This is a genomic window from Nostoc sp. (genome assembly GCF_036919495.1).
Lineage (GTDB): Bacteria > Cyanobacteriota > Cyanobacteriia > Cyanobacteriales > Nostocaceae > Nostoc.
Window position 1 is genome coordinate 27,929 of record NZ_JBALBZ010000218.1, and the last position, 20,281, is coordinate 48,209.

Below are 20,281 nucleotides of genomic sequence, written 5' to 3' on the forward strand. Positions count from 1 at the left end.
CAGTGGCGTCAGCAGCAAGAGAACTAGTGGAGTCAACAGCCGAATTAGTGCAGTCAACAGCAAAAGAACTAGTGGAGTCAACAGTCGAATTAGTGCAGTCAGCAGCAAAACAGCCAGTTTTGGTTGCTAAATAATTCTTTTGCGTAACAGATAATGGTGAATGAGTAACTCGGAAGTAAGCAATAATTTTATTTTCCTAGTCGTCACTCACCATTACTCAATCATTTATTCTAAATATTTCTCTAGGCTGAGTGATTTCCATTATTAGTTTAGAACTTGCGCCATTCCCAACAACCGCCTCAGAATTCATTCTGAGGCTAATAGCTAAAGTCTTCTGAAGAAGACTCAATAAAGATCAGAAAGAAGACTCAATAAAGATTAGAGTCCACTTAAGTGGACTTGCGCTATTAGCCAGAGAATTTATTCTCTGGCGGGAAAGTGGGCAGGTGCAAGATATAACTTAACCTATTTATTTAGCTTGAGCTTACAAAACTCGATACTAATAAAAAATGTATAAAAAGGGAAGCTATTATCTAAGTGCTGAGAGTCTGTCTGAATAATAGATTTCTGCGTTAGCTATCACCAAACCAAGTAACCGCTATGATAGTTGAGGTCTGCTATGCTTTGACTAAACGAAGATAAAAGCATAGCGATCGCTACCATTTGAATGTTAATAACTAATCGCTTTGCAACCAGTTGACTTTACCACTCTCACAGCTGCTTGTAGCGAAATCCGCGCTAACTGGCTACCATCACGCTTAGAACAGGTTTACCAGCGCGATCGCTACACTATTGCGATGGCATTACGCACCCTGAAACAGCGAGATTGGCTACAAATTTCTTGGCATCCCCAAGCTGCACATATTTGCATCGGCGATCCACCACCGCGATCGCCAGATACCTTTACCTTTAGCCAACAACTTATACATCAATTGAATGGTTTAGCACTGGTGGCTATTGAAGCGATCGCCCCTTGGGAACGGGTTATTGATTTGCAATTTGCCCGTCGTCCCGGAGAAACCGCCCTGTATCATGTATATGCAGAAATCATGGGCAAGTATAGCAACGTCATTCTCACGGACGCCAACAATATAATTATCACTGCTGCTCATCAAGTCAGTCAGCAACAATCTAGTGTCCGTCCCATCCAAACCGGACAACCTTATGAAACACCGCCAAAGCTGACTGGAACTGTCCCCAGTTTGAACGAATCACAAGAACGTTGGCAAGAACGGGTAAGTTTAGTCCCAGGAGCAATCAAGCGGCAATTGCTGAAAAGTTATAGTGGCTTGAGTGCTGCACTACTAGAGTTAATGCTGTTAGAAGCAAATATCGCACCAGAAACATCCACCGATACTCTCAACCCTGACGATTGGCGACGGCTATTTGAACGCTGGCAAGAATGGCTACAAGCCTTGGATTCCAGTAAATTTCAACCCGCTTGGACAAAAGATGGCTACACCGTAATGGGTTGGGGTGCAGTTGAAAAGGTCAAAAATATCCAGGAGTTACTTAACCAGTACTACAGTAACCAAATTGACCAACAATTATTTTCTCAATTGCGCCATCAGTTGAGTCAGAAATTGAATAATATTCTGGCGAAATTACGAAATAAGGCTCAAACCTTTAAAACGCGCTTGCAGCAATCAGATCAAGCTGATGAGTATCGACAGAAAGCTGATTTATTGATGGCTCATTTGCAAAACTGGGAACCGGGGATGAAAGAAATTATCCTTGCTGATTTTGAGACAAATTTGCCAGTAGCGATCGCTCTGTTGCCAGATAAAAATGCCGTCCAAAATGCCCAAAGTCTTTACAAACAGCACCAAAAGCTCAAACGCGCTCGTGCTGCCGTCGAACCGCTACTATTAGAAGTGCAGACAGAAATTGAGTATTTAGAACAAGTAGAAGCTGCGATCGGCCAAATAGACACCTACCAAACAGCAGAAGATTTGCGAGCTTTAGAAGAAATCCGCGAAGAGTTGATTGGACAAAAGTATTTAGAAGATCCAGAATATCGCAGCCGCAGTGCCAATGAACCCCCTAGCACTAACTTTCATCGTTACCTTACCCCTAACGGCTTTGAAGTATTAATCGGTCGCAACAATCGCCAAAATGACCAATTGACCTTTCGTGTAGCTGGGGATTATGACATCTGGTTCCACGCTCAAGAAATTCCGGGGAGCCATGTGCTACTACGTCTAGAACCCGGTGCTGTTGCTGAAGTTGCTGATTTGCAATTTGTAGCTAATCTTGCCGCCTACTACAGTCGCGCCCGTCAGAGTGAGCAAGTGCCAGTAGTTTACACTCAGCTAAAACACGTCTACAAACCCAAAGGAGCAAAACCAGGAATTGCAATTTACAAACAGGAAAGCATCCTCTGGGGAAAACCACAAATGGTCATTAGTCATTAGTCAAAAATTAAGAATTCTTCCCCTGCTCCCCCTACTCCTTTACTTATTTTCTACCTTGCGATTTGCTGAATTATCCTTATAGATAGAAGCTTTTAAGCTTTGTTCGGATATTTTTTGATGAAGTTTCACGAAAAATCTGTGTTGACTGTTACAATATTGTTAAGAAAAGTTGCCCGTTGCATTTTGGGAACGCGCAATTGGGTTTTAACTCTCTTGAGAAGACAACGCAAAAAAACATTTTATAGACCGGCTGTGGGAGGCTGGTCTTTTTGTTTTTTAATCAGTGCGTTCTGATTTATCCCAACTTTACCCGTATAGATATAACCAAAGATGTCCAAAAATAGTCAACGTGGCCTAAAATCACCATCTTTACACCAATAACAAGCACTGAAATAGAGTTTTTGGATAAACAAGAAACCCCTGAAGGCTAAGGCTTTCAGAGGTTTTAATGTTATGCCAGGAACCGGACTTGAACCGGTGACACGAGGATTTTCAGTCCTCTGCTCTACCAACTGAGCTATCCCGGCTGGGGCTTTTGTGAGCCACGATTAATAAATTTAGCAAACATCCAATAAAATAGCAAGCCCTTGGAGAAAAAAGATTTATGCGGCTTTCAAATTCAACTTAAACCAGATAAAAACGGCTACAAATAGCAGAAATTGAACAAGAACAATACTTGGCCCAGAAGCAAAGTTAAAAATACCTGACACAATGATGCCAGCAATGCTGCTGATGGAACCAACTATTACCGACATGATTAGAAAGCGGCTAAAGTGATGACTCATCAGTTTGGCGGTAGAGGCGGGAATCACCAAAAACGCATTCACCAGTAAAACGCCGACAGCTTTAATCGCTACAGCAACGGCGAGTGAAAGCAAGACCACAAAGACATATCGGTACAACTGGACGGGAATACCTTGAACTTGGGCTACATCGGGGTTAAGAGTTAATAAAATTTGCTGGCGCAGGGTTGATAATAAAAATATGCTGCCTCCCACAAGTACTAGCAGCGTCAAAATCAAATCGGTGGTATCGATCGCTAGAATATCGCCGAACAGCACAGCCATCAAGTTGCCACGATATCCTTTAATTAAGCTAGTGAGAATCACACCGATCGCTAATGCCCCAGATAGCACTATGCTAAGAACGCTATCGCTACCTAAGTCGGTTTTGTCGATGAAGTAGAGGACAATAACCCCAAAAACCAACGTGAAAGGTAACAGCATCCAAGTCGGATTTATTTGTAGCAGCACCCCTAATGCCACACCTACCAATGCTGCATGACCAACCGCGTGGCTGAAAAAAGATAACTGGCGTAAGGTGACAAAACTACCCAACATCCCGCCAAGTATTCCCATTAACACAGCACCGACGATCGCACGCTGCATAAAAGGGAATGTTAACAAGCTTATCAAGTCATTGCTACTGGCGATCGCTAGCCTTGCTATCTGACAATCATTGAAGAAATTCATACTTGTGGGTATTAATGTTGATGCTGGTAACGGCTGAAACCTGGGCCGTAGGTTGCTAACAAGTTTTGCGGTGAGAGAGCAATTTCTGGCTTACCAGTACAAACAATACTTTGGTTCAGGCAAAGCACGCGATCGCAATGGCGATTTACCATATCAATATCATGAGAGACTTGCAATACCGTCCAACCTTCCTGCCGCTTTAATTCATTTAGCAAAGCGTAAAAATCTGCTGAACCTTGCACATCAACACCAGCAAAGGCTTCATCGAGCACCAGGAGTTTGCGAGGCATTACCAAACAATAAGCTAATAAAACCCGCTTGAGTTGACCACCGCTAAGAGTACCAATAGCTTGGTGCTGTAAATGATAAGCATCGGTTCGCCGTAAAGCTTCTCCTACGGCTGCCGATTTTTCTCGGTCTTGTCTCCACAGCCGAGAGAAAAATAAATCCCCTTTTTTCGTTTCCTTGTCCCATCCAAGTCCTACTAATTCGCTGACAGAAATGGGAAAGCTGCGGTCAAAAATGAAGTTTTGCGGCATATAGCCCAACAAGTTACGTAAACGCCCCAGTCTTGCAATTGGACGACCGAAAATTTGAATCGTACCAGAACTTCGAGGTATTAAATCTAAAACTGCTTTCACTAAAGTACTTTTACCAGCACCATTAGGGCCGACGATAGCTGTATCTGTTCCTGGCAATAATTCAAAAGAAACATCTCGAACAGCTAGATAGCTGCCTTGATAGACAGTTAATCCTTCTACTTTTAAAATAGCAATGTCATTAGTCATTGGTCATTGGTCATTAGTCATTGGTCATTAGTCATTAATCATTGGTCATTGGTCATTTGCAAACGACTGCTGAACCCGCAGGGTAGGACAACTGACAAATGACAAACCTATTTACATGCCGTTTGCAGAGTTTGCAAGTTAGCTTTCATAGCCTTGAAATAATGCTGTGGATCTGTTTCGCCAGTTTCTAGTGAATCCAGAGGACGCAAAGTTAATTTTAAATCTTTGGAAAGGCTGGATAGAAGTTTGTTATCTACTCCTGGTTCGCTAAATAAAGCTTTAACCTTGTACTTTTTCACCGCATTGACTGCATTTTGCACATCCGTTGGTGAAAGCTGATCTTCGGGAATTTGTACCACAGCAACTTGCTTGAGGTTATAACGTTTAGCTAAATATGGAAACGCATCATGAAAGGTAATAAAGGTACAACTAGGAGTTTTCTGCAAAGTCTGTTTAAATTCGCTATTTAAACTTTCTAATTCTTTAATATAAGTCGCAGCATTCGCCTCATAAGTTGCTTTGTTCGCTGGGTCAGCAGCGATTAATCCATCTCGAATATTAGTTACCTGCTGTTTTGCCAAAACTGGATCTAACCAAACGTGAGGATTACCTTGGGCATGTTCCTCATCTTTTTCCTCTTGGGCCGTTTTTACGACGGGTGAAATTTCATTTAAGGGCTTAATACCAATACTTGCATCAATTTCAACTAATTTGCTATTTTGGGCATTTTTAACAGTATTTTCTAGAAATCCCTCCAAACCTAAACCATTTTTTATTAACACATTCGCAGTTGCGATCGCTTTGACATTTTCGGGTGTCGCTTGATATTCATGCACCTCCGTACCAGGTGGCACTAGAATTTCTACATCTGCCACATTAAGAGCTACTGCCTTAGTAAACAAATATATCGGCAAAAATGTTGTCACTATTTTAGTTTTTCCCAACTGCACCGATGGGGTAGAAGCAGCTTCCTGTGCTTGCGGCGACTGTTCGGAAGTTGTTCCCTGATTCGGATTCGATTGGCTACAGCCAGCAGTCATTGACAACATCAGCAAAGCAATTATGGGCAAGATGCCGCTTCTTTGCTTGCTTGTTCTAATTCTTCTAGAATTCACAATCACGTATTTTCTCCCCAAAACGGATGCTGACTCTGCCTCTGCCAAAATTCCTATTGACAAGTTTACACTATAATAATTCTCATTCTCATTTTAAGCACATAATATTATTCTGGGTTTCCTGTGTAATGAATAACAACAAGACTTTTTCAGACGGTACAACCCTCTGCAATTTAGTTTTGCCTGAATAATTAGGATTTCTTGACTTTTTTTGTTAAAAAGGTTACTTAATTCTGATAAGATTGCCGAGAAATATTCTCATAAAATACGCGTTTAAAAAACGTGGTTTGGGTGTGAGTTGGATACCAGTGTGAGGAGAGAAATGCAAAAATTCTGGAAATATCTGCTAGTTAGTCCAGCAGTCTGCGGTGTCATACTATTTTTTAATACTGCTACATTTGCAGGTGAAACATCGGGAAAGTCTGAAATCAATCAACCGCAAGTTTTGGCTAATCCAGATGCAAGAGCTACGAACATCGCGCCAGATCAGCCAATGGCGCAAGTTACCTCCGTGTCTCAATTTTCCGATGTACAACCTACCGACTGGGCATTTCAAGCATTGCAATCGCTGGTTGAGCGCTATGGGTGTATTGCAGGATACCCAAATAGCACTTATCGCGGTAATCGAGCATTAACGCGATATGAGTTTGCGGCTGGTTTGAATGCTTGTCTCGATCGGGTTAACGAACTTATTGCTACAGCCACAGGCGATTTAGTTAAGAAACAAGATTTAGCCACATTACAAAAGCTGCAAGAAGATTTTGCAGCCGAACTGGCGATACTCCGAGGTCGTGTGGATGCAGTTGAAGCTAAAACTGCTGAATTGGAGGCGAATCAGTTCTCAACCACAACCAAGCTGAATGGAGAAGTGGTAATAGCGATCGCGAGTGTCATAAGTGGAAATACAGTTAATGGTCAAAAAGTAAATCAAAATACTGTCCTTGGAGATCGCGTGCGTCTGAATTTCGACACCAGTTTCACTGGTCAAGATTTACTCAGAACACGACTTCAAGCAACAAACCTAGACTTCTTTTCTAACACTGCGACCTTTACACCAGAAGGTGACTTCCGATTTGCTATCCCCGGTGACAACAGAAATAATGTTGGAATTGATGCGTTGTTATATCAGTTTCCTCTCGGTAAGAAAACAAACGTTACCCTGGAAGCAAACGCAGGTGCAATTGATGATTTTACTAACACAGTCAACCCCTACCTAGATGGTGATGGTGGTAGCGGCGCCCTTTCCCAATTTGGGACTCGCAACCCAATTTATTATCTAGTCAATGGTACTGGTATAGGAATCAAACACGAGTTCAGCGATCATCTAGAACTAAGCTTGGGGTATTTAGCTAATGATGCTGCTAGCCCTCAGCCTAGCTCTGGACTGTTCAACGGTGCTTATGGTGCTATGGCGCAGTTAACTGTTAAGCCTAGCAATCAAATTACCCTTGGTTTAACCTACATTAACGCTTACAACAATAATTTTTTTGCTAATGGTAGTGGTGGTAGCAATAACGCTAATAACATATTGGAAAATGCTTCTAGCAACTCCTACGGTATAGAAGCATCCTTCCAACCTAGCTCAAAATTCGTGATTGGCGGTTGGGCTGGCTTGACCAAAGCTCGCATCCTTTCAGTTACTCCTGGCGATGCTGACATCTGGAACTATGCCGTCACACTGGCTTTCCCGGATCTTGGTAAAAAAGGTAATATTGCAGGCATTATTGTGGGTATGGAACCTAAAGTTACCAGTGTGAGCAGTTCTCTCAGCAATGCAGGTATCAACAAAGATCCAGACACTTCGTATCACATTGAAGGTTTCTATCAATATAGCCTGAGTGACAATATCAGCATTACCCCAGGAATTATCTGGCTAACAGCGCCAGATCATAACAATGACAACAATGATGTTGTTATTGGCACGCTGAGAACCACATTCAGTTTCTAATTTTCAAAATTTCTAAAGAAGACGCAAAAGATAAATTTGCGTCTTTTATTTTTTGTGTAATATTATGTTCGCATAATTAGTTATGATTTCCACAAAGTCATTGCACCACACCCCTTAACCCCTCCCCAGCAAGTAAGTGTGGAGCATCAGCTTTGCTTTAATTCTCAAACAATGTTAGCGCACCACTCTAACCCGAAAACTACTTAGGTAAAACTTGCCGTAATGCTGCTAAAAGTTGATCAACACTTTCCTTACGACTATTAAAACCCATCAATCCGACGCGCCAAACAAGACCCGCTAGTTCGCCAAGACCACCGCCAATTTCAATATTATGCTCATTGAGTAACTGCCGAGCGATCGCTTTCCCATCTACCCCTGTTGGAATGCAGACAGTAGTCAGCGTTGGTAGTCTATACTGCTTCTCAACGTGCATACTCAGTCCTAAATTCTCCAACCCTTCCCAGAGATATTCTACGTTTTTCTGATGACGCTGCCAGGAATTTGCTAATCCCTCTTCTGCAAGCAAACGTAATGCTTCCCGCAATGCATAATATAAATTAATCGGTGCTGTATGGTGATAGGTGCGTTCAGCGCCCCAATACTTACCCAGTAACAACATATCCAAATACCAGTTTGCAACCTTTGTTTGACGCTGTTGTAATTTCTCAACGGCACGCGGACTCATTGTAAAAGGCGAAGCACCAGGCGGGCAACCTAACCCTTTTTGGCTACAACTATAGGCTAAGTCAACTCCCCAAGCATCCAAAAACAAGGGGACACCACCTAAACTTGTGACTGAATCCACTAGCAACAAAGTGCCAAATTCATCACACAAATCAGCGACACCTTCCAATGGTTGACATGCGCCGGTGGAAGTTTCGGCATGAACTAGAGCTAAAATAGTTGGACGATGAGTTTTTAATGCTGTTTGGAGTTCATCTAGATTAAAAACTTGTCCCCAAGGTTTGGTAATGGTTCGCACATCCGCGCCATAACGTCCAGCCATATCCACAAGGCGATTACCAAAGTAACCAGCTACACCAATCAAAACCACATCACCAGGTTCTACAGCATTGGCGATGGTTGCTTCCATTGCGGCTGTTCCCGTACCACTGACTGCAATGGTGAGTGGGTTTTCTGTTTGCCATACGTAGCGTAGCAACGATTGAATTTCATCCATGAGTGCGAGAAAAGCTGGGTCAAGATGCCCAATTGGTGAGGTATTCATCGCCTGGAGAACTGCGGGATGAGCATTGGAGGGCCCAGGCCCCAACAGCAGACGGGATGGAATTTCTAACGGTGTGAGTTGCAAGCGCCCAGAGTCGTTTATTGAAATTGTTTGCGTCATAATCTGTTTTCGCTTAGATGATACTTACGAATCATAGAGCGATGGCTTCGCCAACGCCAGAGGCGAACGCATCACCGATATTTTAGTTAATCTGTCATTTGTCAGAAGATGCAATTAGCCAAAGTATTACAGTGATTCAACTAAATGTGCGAGAGTATACTTATTCACTTACCTGGATACATAATTATGGTTTTTGCTAGTAAACGACCAAATAATTTGGGTATTAGCAACGGTAAATTAGCACCCTGCCCTAATTCTCCTAACTGTGTTTCTAGTCAGAGTACTGATGCAACCCACAAAATTGCACCACTGACTTTTACATCGACCTCAGAAGAAGCGATTAGTAATCTTAAACAGATTATTGAGTCTTTACCAAGAACTAAAATCATTACCGAAAACCAAGATTATTTATATGCAGAATTTAAAAGCGCTTTACTGGGATTTGTGGATGATGTAGAATTCTATCTAGACCGGAATGCTAATGTTATTCAAGTACGTTCAGCCTCACGCTTAGGTCAAAGCGATTTGGGTGTTAATCGTCAACGAATAGAGACGATTAGAGCGAAGTTAAAGTAAGTATTATTTTCTTAGAGGGTTAAATTGGGAGTGCTGTCGCAAATTCCGTTCCCTTTCCCAGTTGAGAATTACAACTAATTTGATTAAATCGGGTTTGCTGACTAAATCATCTAATCCCGTGATTAATATAAAGCGATCGCGCTAGTTATGTAAAATGCTTTCATTAACTAATAAGCGGCAATTATAAGTTGCATAGATTTTTGTCAAACGTTTTAAATCTAAACCAGGAAACCACGAACTTTTGGAAAAAAGGTGAAAATAAGGGTTCGGGTTGTCTAAAGGATAGCAACTAGAGTACGATTTCTAATCTATACGGCTTGGTGCAAGATATTTGTGAAACTTAATTTGTTTAAAAACTTTGACCCCCGCCCCAGACTGATCGTTGCTGTCGGACTCGCTGTATTAGTTTCAATAATTCTTCCGTCTTGGCTGCACTTACCCACTCGCATTCTCTGCGCTTGGAACTCTTGTGCTGACTTTTTCTTAGCCGTAACCTGGTGGAAAATGATCAAAGCTACGCCAGAAAAAATTCGCCGTTATGCTGAGAATGAATATGAAGGACATTTAGCTATATTTCTGTTGGTGATAGCTGCGGCTTGTGCTAGTGTTTTAGCGATCGGGTTTTTGCTAACGAATAAAAAAGGGTTGTCAACAATTCTGCTCAACCTACATGTCATACTTTCAATTATGACCATTGTTGGTTCCTGGTTACTAGTGCATACGATGTTTGCAGTGCAATATGCACACAGCTATTACAAATCTATTAGTCGTAATAATAAAGAAGAAATCACCAAAGGTTTAGATTTTCCTCATAACGACTATCCAGACTATTGGGAATTTTTATATTATTCATTTGTAGTTGGCATGACTAGCCAAGTTTCAGATGTGCAGACGACATCACGCGATATGAGACGCTTGACTCTGCTACATGGCATATTATCTTTCTTTTTCAACACCACAATTTTAGCGATGAGCATCAATATTATTGCATCGCTGATTTAAAAATCGCTTAACTCAGCCAAAAGTATGATTATTTGCTTCTCTACTTTCAGAAAGAGGAAATTGTCTTGCAAGTTTTTTAACATGAACCTAACTTGAGATAATCGGAGTAAGTTTATGGCTGATCAAACAATAAATGAATTGCCTGGTGAAATTAGAGAACAGTTGCCCGAACACGCACAGCAGATTTTTCTAGCTGCATTTAATGCTGCTCAAAGTAATGGTTCAAATGAACAAAGTGCGCGTGAAATTGCTTGGAATAGTGTAAAGAATGAATACGAACCAGGCAGCGATGGCAAATGGCAGAGAAAGCCTGAAGACACTGCTATACATGATAAAGCTGTTGTGTCTGGTGGCAATTGATTAAATTTAAGCTCTGCATAGGGATATTTTGTTAGAGGTAAGGCAAAATTTAAAGGGAATTCCATGTTTACGAAGCGGGTATGGAATTCCCTTTTGCTTTTTCATAATTTTTGCAAAATAATAGACATTTTGAACAAACTATATTTATTTAAATATATTTAAATATTGGCTAGAAAAATCTATATAAGGAGATGCTAATTGAACAAGAAGAAATTGCTATTCGTCTAATGAAAGATGAAATATAGGACTCCGATTTGATTTCTGAAAACATACTGAGGCTGAAAAGCCCGTTTTATCAAGGTTTTATTTGCAATTTTGTTCAAAAATCAGATATGAGTCCTATATATAATTATCAGTTGATGGCAAAATAGTTAACTGATGCACAAGTTTTGGAATTTTATGAAGGAAGAGATAATCCTTTTGATTTAGAAAGAATTATATAAACGGTTGAAACTGTAGGCGGTCATTTCCCTACCAATGCTTCGATTGCAATAGGTAGTACGCTCTTGTTAACCATGCTGTCTGCTGGTTGCATCTTCGCAGATGGAACGATATGAGATGTAAGCTGTTACGTATATAACTTGCATTATCAGGGCGGGCAGGATGCCCACCCCACAATCATCTTGAAAAAATATTAGTGCAAATTAAAGGTGCAACAGCTTAGTACACAACCTTCAATATTTAGATGCGTTCCCCTGATTAATGTCCGACACGATACCGGGAATCGCATAAATGCCGACACCATAGTGTAAGTTGGTATAAAAGTATGTTACTAAATTAACTCGCGTGTTCCCAGTCACTGAGTAACTCATGCTGTTGTACAGTTTTCTTGGATTGGCAAAATGGTACTTTAGGAGTACCAATACTAATAGCAGGAAAAGACTGTTTTTTTGTCTTGCTGGGTTTATTTTCTTGTGTCGTTGTCAATTGTTGGGTTTTCATTGGTAAATCAATTTCTGATTAAAATCTCAGCACCAATTTATAACACCAATTTTCAAATGGCAAATTTCACTTTAGATAGCTTATTTTATACAAATATTCACAATCCGATCGCTAATAACTGGGTATTCCAATCAATTTCTGAAAAATTTTAATCGCACTTATTTAGCCATTACCGCTAAATTCGCCACACATTCAGGAAATTGGCGCTTTAATGCCGGAAAAACCGGACAAGGTGCTTGTTCTTGTAAATTATCCGGCTTACTCCAAGTAAAGGGGGCTTTCTGCGCTGCTGACATCCACACCAGACGCTTTGCTCGTGTCATCGCAACATACAGTAAACGGTACTCCTCAGATATTTTCAAATGCTTTGCTTGTTCCCATGCTTGTGTAACATCTGGTATGGTAGATTCTCCGTGGAGAGCAGCACGAATTTGGGCGCGGGCTACTTCTGATAAGGTAAAATCTCCTAAAAACTGGCTTTGGGGAGGAACCCAAAATCTACCAGGAATCAAGTTTTCGTGGAGGAAGGGAAGAAATACATAATCCCAATCTAGCCCTTTGGCTTTGTGCATGGTAATAATGGTTAGTTGACCGCGACGAGTGTAACGTTCTTCCGAATCTTCGGTTTCCACTGGTTCAAACCGTTCGGAACTGACGATTTCACTTAAAGCTGACAGCATTCCCCCCATCGAACTATTGCCGGCTATCTGCTGATTTACCCTTTCTGCAAGTTTGTCAGCAGTTGCCAATTCTGCTTGGTCGTAATTTAACGTCAAGGCGAGAAAGGAAATTAGCTGGTATAGAGGCAATTCCAAGCGGGCGCGAAGTAAATTGCGACACAACCGAGCAGCTTTTTGGACTGTTTCTGGCTGGGGTGCTGCTAGGGGGCCAGGATACAAAAATTCTTCTGGTAGACTAGCAAGGGCGTTGAGGTCTTGAGTAGGAATTAACTGGCGCTGTACTAATGCTTCTAAAGCGGCTTTGAGGTAATCGGGGGAGTGGGGGCGATCGCAAAATTGTAGTAATGCTAAAATCTCTTGGGGAACATGGGAACGGCGATCGCGTTCTCCCACATCGTACAGTGTAATATTATGCTCTTTGCATATTGGTGCTAAAGCCTCTCCTAACCATCGTCCTTGACGATTTTCTCGCACTAAAATTGCTGCACTATGTTGTGTTGGGTCTTCGCCAAATAACTCAATCACCCTTTGAGATAACAATTCAACGGTGTGATGAATGTCACGCGGAGTATAAAGTTCTAATCCCCGTCCTACTGGTGCTGGGTTGGCATTATTTTGCGGATCGCCAACTTCAACAGGGCGAATTGTCTGTAAGCGAAATGGTACTTGTCGATTGTCAGGAATCTGTTGTCCGTTATTCGTTTTTGCTAAGGATTGATTATTGATCCATTTGAGGGCAAAGTTCGCCGCTTCAATGATAATTCTAGTACTGCGACCAGCTTGATCCATCGTTGCCAATCGTTTGATGCGATCGCACTCTTCGCAAAATTGCCGGAAATAAATCGGATCGGCTGGGGTAAAGGTAGAGTTAATCGCTTGGTTCGGGTCGCCAACTCGTACCAAATTGAGTGGGGAGTGGGGAATTAGGAGTGAGGAGTTATCTTTATTATCACTATCACTCGCCAAAATTTCTAACAACTGCGTCTGTAGGGGGCTAGAATCTTGGGCTTCGTCTTCAAATACGGCGAATACTTGGTTTTGCTCAATGCGACGGGCGCTGTCGTTTTCTAAAACGCGCAGTGCGGCTAAAATCATATCGTCGTAGTCAATGAAATCACGCGATCGCATTAAGTTTTGATATTGCTCATACAATCCCGCCGCTACGCTCAAAATTGTATATTCGTCTGTGGTTTGTTTACTCCACTCTTGCAATAATTCTTGCGATATCCCAGAACTTTTTGCTTCATGAATTACCGTATTAGCCAATTCCGGTAATACTTCTGTTCGCAGCACCGATTGGCGACGCAATCTTTCTGTTTCTTCTCCGTCAAATTGATGACCTTCTAATAACCGCAAATATCCTCCTGGATTATTTGCAATCCATTGCTCTACAGCTGTTCTGATAAAACGGTGACTTTGGGTTGGTGTAATTAATGTGACATTTTCTAACTGCAAACCCGATAAATCAGGATGGCGACTGGCAATGTTTAACGCTAGACCATGTAGGGTATAAACAAAAAATCCAGTCTGAGGGAGAGATAAATCATCTCGTAAAAATTTGCGAATCTTCGCTTTAATATTGGCAGCAGCTGAACGAGTAAAGGTGACAACTACCAACTGACGGCGCGAGGATGAACGTTCATACTGGCGTGCGATCGCGATCGCTGCCGCTGCCGCCATACCAGTAGATTTGCCTGCACCAGGAACGGCAGAAATAGCCAAAGGGCCAGATTGCCAATCAGCCATTTGTTGCTGTCCAGGACGTAGACCGTTGCGGATTGCGAGAATCTTCTCCCGCAGAGAAGAAACAGGCAATCGTTCAGACAATTCTGAGTGCAGTAATTCTTGAGGCACAGTAGCGATAAATTTAGAGTCTGACATATCAGATTTTATATTTTGAAGAAGAATTCTCCAAGGCAGAATTCACAATTCAGCAATTTTTTAGTGGGGGATTCAAACCCGTAACTTTTTTTGACCACTAAATATACATCTTAATGTTAGATTATATTATCCTAATTTTATATTTTTATTAGTGCCAACTAACCAGAAAAACTTAAGATAAAAGTCATGTTCCACAGGGTACTGAAGTTTCTTGCTAATAGCAAAAGTCATCTTCAGATGACTAAATATAGTCAAAAATCTTTAGTCTACTTTAGTAGACTTTAGCTATTAGCCTGGAACTAAAATTAAACGCGGGTGAAGAAGCCAACAGGTAAGCTATTTCTAGGCTTTTGTTGAGACTTCTTCAATCCAAAATCCAAAATCTAAAATTGAATTATTCGTCAATCTGCCAGGAATCCTTAGTTAATTCTTCATCCAGAATTTTCTTAGGACGCACGATGATAATAATTTGTCCTAGTAAGGAAATTTCTGGCTCAGTTTCAAACCACTGAAAATCTAATTCACCACCATTTTCGACAACAAAGTAGCTGGAGGCATCCCATTCTCGTTGGGCACGATCTATCACTACTACCACTGGCCCTATTTGGCTTTGGGTTTGGATGGGGAAGCGATCGCTATTTGCTAAAATCACTACTGGATCAACTGCTGCCAATAACACTTGCCAACCTGGTAATGGTATCCAAGCTTGCTCTCCAGAAAACTTGACCAACCGAAATGGTTCAATTTCTGTCAGTATGGGTACAGCTTGCAAGTCTTGTCGTGATAATGGCAACTCGCCTACCACGGGCAAGATTCGGGGTAATTGTTCTTCAAATTCCAGACGGTAAAAGGGTAAAATTGGCGCTGGACGCTGGGGAGTAGTAGTAAAATCAGTCAGTAGCTGTTCAATTTTTTGCCTTGCTGCTGGCGTGTGAGCAAAGCGTAAACCTTTGGCGATTAGGCGCGATCGCTGTTGTAAATCTGCATTTTGGCGTGCCAGTTTCCAAACTTGATGAGCAACAGCATCCCCAGGATGGGCAGAAAACCCTTCTGGTAAAGTGCGGTAATAAGAGAATTCTTTAAGTGCTTTTGCTATTTCCCGTGCCTCATCGGCATCAACATTGTGGACAAAGATTAGTTCGGCGGCGGCGGCGCGTTCTTCTTGAGTAAGCAAACGCAGTTCATATAAAACATCACTGCCGCGTGTAGAATAGTGCGATCGCGTTTCTTCCGATACTCCAAACTTTTCCAAAGAATTGTAAACTTGAGAACCAACAACTACCTGATTTTGTTGAATCGGCTCAAATCCAGTCGCCTCAAAAATGTCTTGGGGGTTGTAACCGGTTTTTAGCAACGAGGCGATCGCCGTTCCCCATTCCACCCAGTTACCTTGTTTTTGCCTCAGCCTTCGCAGTAATTCTTGTGCTACATCGTTGGTAGCATTTTCTTCGGGATTCTGAGCGTTGGGTGGTAGATCAGTCATAATCGGAGTGCGAGCTTCAACTTGAGAGGTTGATTAATACCTCATGAGCAAGTCTTATTCTAATCTATGAACTACCCATAGTTATATATTGCACCTGCCTAGTTCTTGCCAAGAAATTTATTTCACAGGCTTTTAGCGCAAGTCCACTTAAATGGACTCTAATCCTTATAGAGCGATCTTTTAGAAGAATGCAAGCTAATAGCCTCAGAATTCATTCTGATGCGGTTGTTGGGACTAGTGCAAGTTTTAAGTATAACTACTGCTTTGAGTTGATCTGTAGAAACTTATCTAGTTAATTCTGCTTGTGCAATTTTTTCTTACCTCAGATATTTAAGCAGGCAAATATCCTCTGTGACACTCACTTTGCCGTATTTAAATATGCTAGCTAACTCCGTAAAAACCCTTGATAAATTTCAGCTATTCTCAACTAAGCTTGGTATGGAATATAACAAGATAATGAATTATTTAAAGGAAATATCTTAATGGATAAGCCCAATCTCGAAATTGATAAACTCCAATATCAAGTAATGACTCTCCAACAACCAAAAAAGCTGAAAATCCTGGTAGTTGACGATGAGCCAGATAATCTCGATCTGCTTTATCGTACCTTTCGACGCGACTTTAATGTTCTAAAAGCTGATAGTGGGGTGAACGCTCTAGAAGTTTTGGCAACAGAGGGGGAGGTAGCGGTGATTATCTCCGATCAACGGATGCCAGAAATGAAAGGAACTGAGTTTCTCAGCAAGACTGTACCTCAGTTTCCCGATACGGTTAGGATAATTCTCACCGGATTTACTGATATTGAAGACTTGGTAGAGGCGATTAATGCAGGGCAAGTCTACAAATATATTACTAAGCCTTGGGACCCAGGCGAACTGAAGGCAGTGGTGCAAAGAGCAGCAGAAACCTACGACTTGCTCAAGCAACGTACAGAAGAATTACGCCGTTCTCATGCTCAAATAGCCCTGCTGAGTGTTTTGGTACAGATAACTCAAGCAGCTTCTAGCTTAGAAGAAACTCTCGCTCCAATTGCTAGGGCTGTGAGTGATACTTTTGGAACAGATGGGTGTATTCTACAACTTACAGATGGAAATACTCTGATTGCGACTCAAGGAACTTACACCGATACAGTTACAATTGAGAATTGGCTATATCTTGACCCACTCACAAAGGAAGCGATCGCCACCGGGCAAATGCAAGTTTCCTTAAATATACTTAAAGACACTAAATTAGTTGATGCTATTCACTACAAAAATACGGGTGTGCAAGCACATTTAGTTATCCCAATTAGCTACCGTAATCAACTTTTGGGCGTATTATCCCTACAGTGGAAACAACCCTGCACTTTACGGGAAGATGAATTAATGCTAATTAATTTATCAGCCCAACTGATAGCGATCGCTCTTACTAGTTGTCATTAGTCATTAGTCAAAAACCAATGCCCAATGCCCCATACCCAATGACTAACGAAATTCAATCCATTTTTAACCGTATTGCTCCGGTTTATGACCAGTTGAACGATTGGTTGAGTCTGGGACAGCATCGAATATGGAAGGAAATGGCAGTGAAATGGAGTGCAGCTAAATCGGGTGATACTGCATTAGATTTGTGTTGCGGTAGTGGTGATTTAGCCTTACGTCTGGCACGGCGTGTAGGGGCAACAGGACAGGTCTACGGAGTAGATTTTTCCTCCAACCTGCTAGAAAAAGCTTCATTACGCTCACAGTGGCAGTATCCCCAACCTGCGATCGCCTGGATAGAAGCCGACGTGCTAAATTTACCCTTTGAGGATAACCAATTTGATGCCGCAACAATGGGCTATGGTTTAAGAAATGTTAAAGATATTTCCCGCAGTCTCCAAGAGTTATATCGGGTTTTGAAGCCGGGTGCTAAAGCCGCAATTTTGGACTTTCATCGACCGAATAATCCTCAGCTACGTGCCTTTCAGCAGTTGTATCTGGACAGTTTTGTAGTGCCAGTTGCCAGTTATTTAGGGTTAAAAGAAGAATATGCTTACATCAGCCCTAGCTTAGACCGCTTTCCCATAGGGAGAGAGCAAATAGAGTTAGCGCGTCAAGTTGGTTTTGCTGTTGCCACACACTACCCCATTGCGAACGGTATGATGGGAGTGCTAGTGCTTAGTAAATTAGGAGTTATTAGTTAAAAGTTATGAATTATGAGTAGTGATAAATTCTCATTTAAAATTTATCATTCCTAACTCCTAACTCTTGTACAGACGCGATTAATCGCGTCTCTCCTAACTCCTAACTCTTGTACAGACGCGATTAATCGCGTCTCTCCTAACTCCTAACTCTTGTACAGACGCGATTAATCGCGTCTCTCCTAACTCCTAACTTTTTTAATTCTTCCCTTGGACTGGTCTCATCTTTGGCTTTATGTGTCTCCCCCGGTACTGGGTGGAATTATCGGCTATTTCACAAATGATATAGCCATCAAAATGTTGTTCCGTCCTTACCGAGCAATTTACATTGCTGGACGAAGAGTACCCTTCACTCCTGGATTGATTCCCCGCAACCAGGAACGTTTAGCTCTGAACATTTCTAAGACAATCATGGGGTCACTGTTGACACCACAAGAATTGCAAAATCTGGCGCGGCGTTTGTTGCAAACAGAACGCGTACAAGGAGCAATTCTCTGGTTGTTGCGCCTGGCGATTGAACAAATTAAAACAGATAAAAACGAGAAAAGTGCCAAAATTGTGGCGGGGATTTTGCGGGATTTAATAGGAGAATCCTTGCCACGATTACTCAAGGTTTTAGCGCGACGTGAAGACTTTTTGGAAGCGCAGATCAATCAAATTTTTGACCAGATATTGCTAGAATTTCAATTGAGTGAAGAACAAGCCACGCGGCTTGCTGATTGGTTGTTGCAAGCAGTTTTACCGCCAGATGTGCTGCGGCAGACGATAGTTGATTTTTTGACCGATCGCACAATTCAAATTATTGATGAAGGCTTCCGCGAAAAAACCAGTGGGACTTATTGGGTAGTAGCAAATTTGTTTGGCTTACGTAATACTCTCACGCGACTACGAACTTTTTGTTTGGATGAAAAAGAGGCTGCTAATACTCGTTTGGAAGAATTGACTAAAGATTTGCAAATCCGCGATCGCATTCGGAAATTATTGCAAAATTTATCATTACAAAACTTGCCAATGGGGACGGTGCGACAACTCCGAAAGACTACCCGCGAAAGTGTCCGCCATTACCTACAAAACAGTGGCAGCGATTTTTTACAAGGATTAACTGATTCTGTTGATTGGGAAAATATTGCTGTAGTCCTGCTGAATCGTCTGAGTACTTCACCTGTTGTCAGTACTTCTTTAGAAGTGATGAGTCAAGAGTTGGCTTTAATATTAGATAAGTATTTGGAAAAAGATTTAGAAGTAATTGTGGCGCAAGCAATTCCAATTTTGTCGATAGATCAAGTGATAGTTGATCGGGTAAAATCTACTTCACCGGCTGATTTAGAAGCTGCAATCGAAGGAATTGTGAAAAATGAATTGCAAGCGATTGTAACTTTAGGTGGTGTTTTGGGTTTTGTCATCGGGTTATTGCAGACAGGGTTTTTAATATTTAGTCAATATTGATTTTGTGTTTTTGACTGTAAATTTTTATCAAATTAGAGTCGCAAGTTGCCCAGATTGTGAAATGAGTGAAATTGAGCGATCGCCTAACTCAAAATCTGCGTCAAATCAAGCACAAACCCAGGCAATACATCCTCTCCTGATAAGCTAGTTGGCGAGCGCAAAACCTCAATATCCTGTCCTGGGCGGTAAATTTCCACCTGTTGATTCTGGGGGTCAATCAGCCAGCCTAAACGTACACCGTTGTCAATATACTCCTGCATTTTTTGTTGCACAGTCTTTAAGCTGTCTGAAGCAGAGCGTAATTCTACCGCAAAATCTGGAGCGATCGGTAGGAATCTGTCGGGGTCTGGATTCAGGGCTTCTAATCGCTTTCGGATCACCCAAGATGCATCTGGAGAGCGATTTGCACCATTAGGGAGTTTGAAACCTGTGGAAGAGTCAAAAGCCAAACCTGTACCATCAGCGTCAGCCCAATTACCTAAGCGCTGTGTCAGTCTACTATTACGATTTCCGCTTTCCCATCCAGTTGGTGGCATGATAATTAATTCTCCCTCTGCCGTGCGCTCAAGTCGCAAATCTCGATTATTCTGACACAGTTGGAAGAACTGCTCATCTGTTAATTCAATGGTGGGGCTGAGGTTCAGAATCAGGGCAGTCATAGTTGC

Annotated in this window: 16 protein-coding genes and 1 tRNA gene; 8 read left to right on the forward strand and 9 right to left on the reverse strand. The window is 41.8% G+C overall.

The genetic code is table 11. The features are described from left to right. Positions 1-686: 686 nt before the first annotated feature. A complete protein-coding gene (locus V7K25_RS31220) occupies positions 687-2,414 on the forward strand; it encodes an Rqc2 family fibronectin-binding protein (RefSeq protein ID WP_335163752.1) in 1,728 nt (575 codons plus the stop codon). A 454-nt stretch (positions 2,415-2,868) separates the two neighbouring features. Here the strand turns inward: V7K25_RS31220 and V7K25_RS31225 are convergent. The 4 genes from V7K25_RS31225 to V7K25_RS31240 form a co-directional block, all read right to left on the reverse strand. Beyond that, a tRNA-Phe gene (locus V7K25_RS31225) sits at positions 2,869-2,941 on the reverse strand. A 75-nt stretch (positions 2,942-3,016) separates the two neighbouring features. After that, entirely contained in the window at positions 3,017-3,886 is an 870-nt protein-coding gene (locus tag V7K25_RS31230; protein WP_335163754.1) for a metal ABC transporter permease, read from the reverse strand. An 11-nt stretch (positions 3,887-3,897) separates the two neighbouring features. Continuing rightward, positions 3,898-4,674 carry a metal ABC transporter ATP-binding protein gene (locus V7K25_RS31235; RefSeq protein WP_335163756.1) on the reverse strand — a complete coding sequence of 259 codons (777 nt, stop codon included), beginning with the start codon at positions 4,672-4,674 and terminating at the stop codon, positions 3,898-3,900. Positions 4,675-4,781: 107 nt separating this feature from the next. Beyond that, positions 4,782-5,723, reverse strand: coding sequence for a metal ABC transporter substrate-binding protein (locus V7K25_RS31240; protein WP_335163805.1), 942 nt, complete (start codon positions 5,721-5,723; stop codon positions 4,782-4,784). A 388-nt stretch (positions 5,724-6,111) separates the two neighbouring features. Here V7K25_RS31240 and V7K25_RS31245 point away from each other — a divergent pair, with 388 nt between their 5' ends. Then, the gene (locus tag V7K25_RS31245) at positions 6,112-7,737 is read left to right on the forward strand and encodes an iron uptake porin (protein WP_335163758.1); all 1,626 of its coding nucleotides are present in this window, start codon (positions 6,112-6,114) and stop codon (positions 7,735-7,737) included. Between the two features lie 199 nt (positions 7,738-7,936). Here the strand turns inward: V7K25_RS31245 and V7K25_RS31250 are convergent, their stop codons facing one another. After that, positions 7,937-9,085 (reverse strand): alanine--glyoxylate aminotransferase family protein, encoded by a 1,149-nt coding sequence (locus V7K25_RS31250; RefSeq protein ID WP_335163760.1) that lies wholly within the window; start codon positions 9,083-9,085, stop codon positions 7,937-7,939. A 186-nt stretch (positions 9,086-9,271) separates the two neighbouring features. Here V7K25_RS31250 and V7K25_RS31255 point away from each other — a divergent pair, with 186 nt between their 5' ends. The 3 genes from V7K25_RS31255 to V7K25_RS31265 all read left to right on the forward strand — a co-directional run bounded on the left by V7K25_RS31255 (position 9,272) and on the right by V7K25_RS31265 (position 11,023). Beyond that, positions 9,272-9,661 (forward strand): DUF1499 domain-containing protein, encoded by a 390-nt coding sequence (locus V7K25_RS31255; RefSeq protein ID WP_335163762.1) that lies wholly within the window; start codon positions 9,272-9,274, stop codon positions 9,659-9,661. Positions 9,662-9,994: 333 nt separating this feature from the next. Continuing rightward, on the forward strand, positions 9,995-10,663 hold the full coding sequence (locus tag V7K25_RS31260; RefSeq protein ID WP_335163764.1) for a DUF1345 domain-containing protein: 669 nt from the start codon (positions 9,995-9,997) through the stop codon (positions 10,661-10,663). Positions 10,664-10,777: 114 nt separating this feature from the next. After that, positions 10,778-11,023, forward strand: a complete 246-nt coding sequence (locus tag V7K25_RS31265) for a ChaB family protein (RefSeq protein ID WP_335163766.1) — start codon at positions 10,778-10,780, stop codon at positions 11,021-11,023. Positions 11,024-11,800: 777 nt separating this feature from the next. Here the strand turns inward: V7K25_RS31265 and V7K25_RS31270 are convergent. The 3 genes from V7K25_RS31270 to V7K25_RS31280 all read right to left on the reverse strand — a co-directional run bounded on the left by V7K25_RS31270 (position 11,801) and on the right by V7K25_RS31280 (position 16,009). Then, a complete protein-coding gene (locus tag V7K25_RS31270; RefSeq protein WP_335163768.1) occupies positions 11,801-11,965 on the reverse strand; it encodes a hypothetical protein in 165 nt (54 codons plus the stop codon). A 158-nt stretch (positions 11,966-12,123) separates the two neighbouring features. Beyond that, entirely contained in the window at positions 12,124-14,526 is a 2,403-nt protein-coding gene (locus V7K25_RS31275; RefSeq protein ID WP_335163770.1) for an ATP-dependent helicase, read from the reverse strand. 394 nt (positions 14,527-14,920) lie between these two features. After that, positions 14,921-16,009 carry a RuBisCO accumulation factor 1 gene (locus V7K25_RS31280; protein ID WP_335163772.1) on the reverse strand — a complete coding sequence of 363 codons (1,089 nt, stop codon included), beginning with the start codon at positions 16,007-16,009 and terminating at the stop codon, positions 14,921-14,923. A gap of 482 nt (positions 16,010-16,491) precedes the next feature. On the opposite strand from V7K25_RS31280, the gene V7K25_RS31285 reads away from it, so the two are divergent. From V7K25_RS31285 to V7K25_RS31295, 3 genes are all read left to right on the forward strand, one after another. After that, positions 16,492-17,430, forward strand: a complete 939-nt coding sequence (locus V7K25_RS31285; RefSeq protein ID WP_335163774.1) for a response regulator — start codon at positions 16,492-16,494, stop codon at positions 17,428-17,430. Between the two features lie 38 nt (positions 17,431-17,468). After that, on the forward strand, positions 17,469-18,173 hold the full coding sequence (gene ubiE / locus V7K25_RS31290) for a bifunctional demethylmenaquinone methyltransferase/2-methoxy-6-polyprenyl-1,4-benzoquinol methylase UbiE (RefSeq protein ID WP_335163776.1): 705 nt from the start codon (positions 17,469-17,471) through the stop codon (positions 18,171-18,173). A gap of 207 nt (positions 18,174-18,380) precedes the next feature. Continuing rightward, the gene (locus tag V7K25_RS31295; RefSeq protein ID WP_335163778.1) at positions 18,381-19,616 is read left to right on the forward strand and encodes a DUF445 domain-containing protein; all 1,236 of its coding nucleotides are present in this window, start codon (positions 18,381-18,383) and stop codon (positions 19,614-19,616) included. An 83-nt stretch (positions 19,617-19,699) separates the two neighbouring features. Here the strand turns inward: V7K25_RS31295 and V7K25_RS31300 are convergent, their stop codons facing one another. Beyond that, positions 19,700-20,275, reverse strand: a complete 576-nt coding sequence (locus tag V7K25_RS31300; RefSeq protein WP_335163779.1) for a Uma2 family endonuclease — start codon at positions 20,273-20,275, stop codon at positions 19,700-19,702. Positions 20,276-20,281 lie beyond the last annotated feature (6 nt).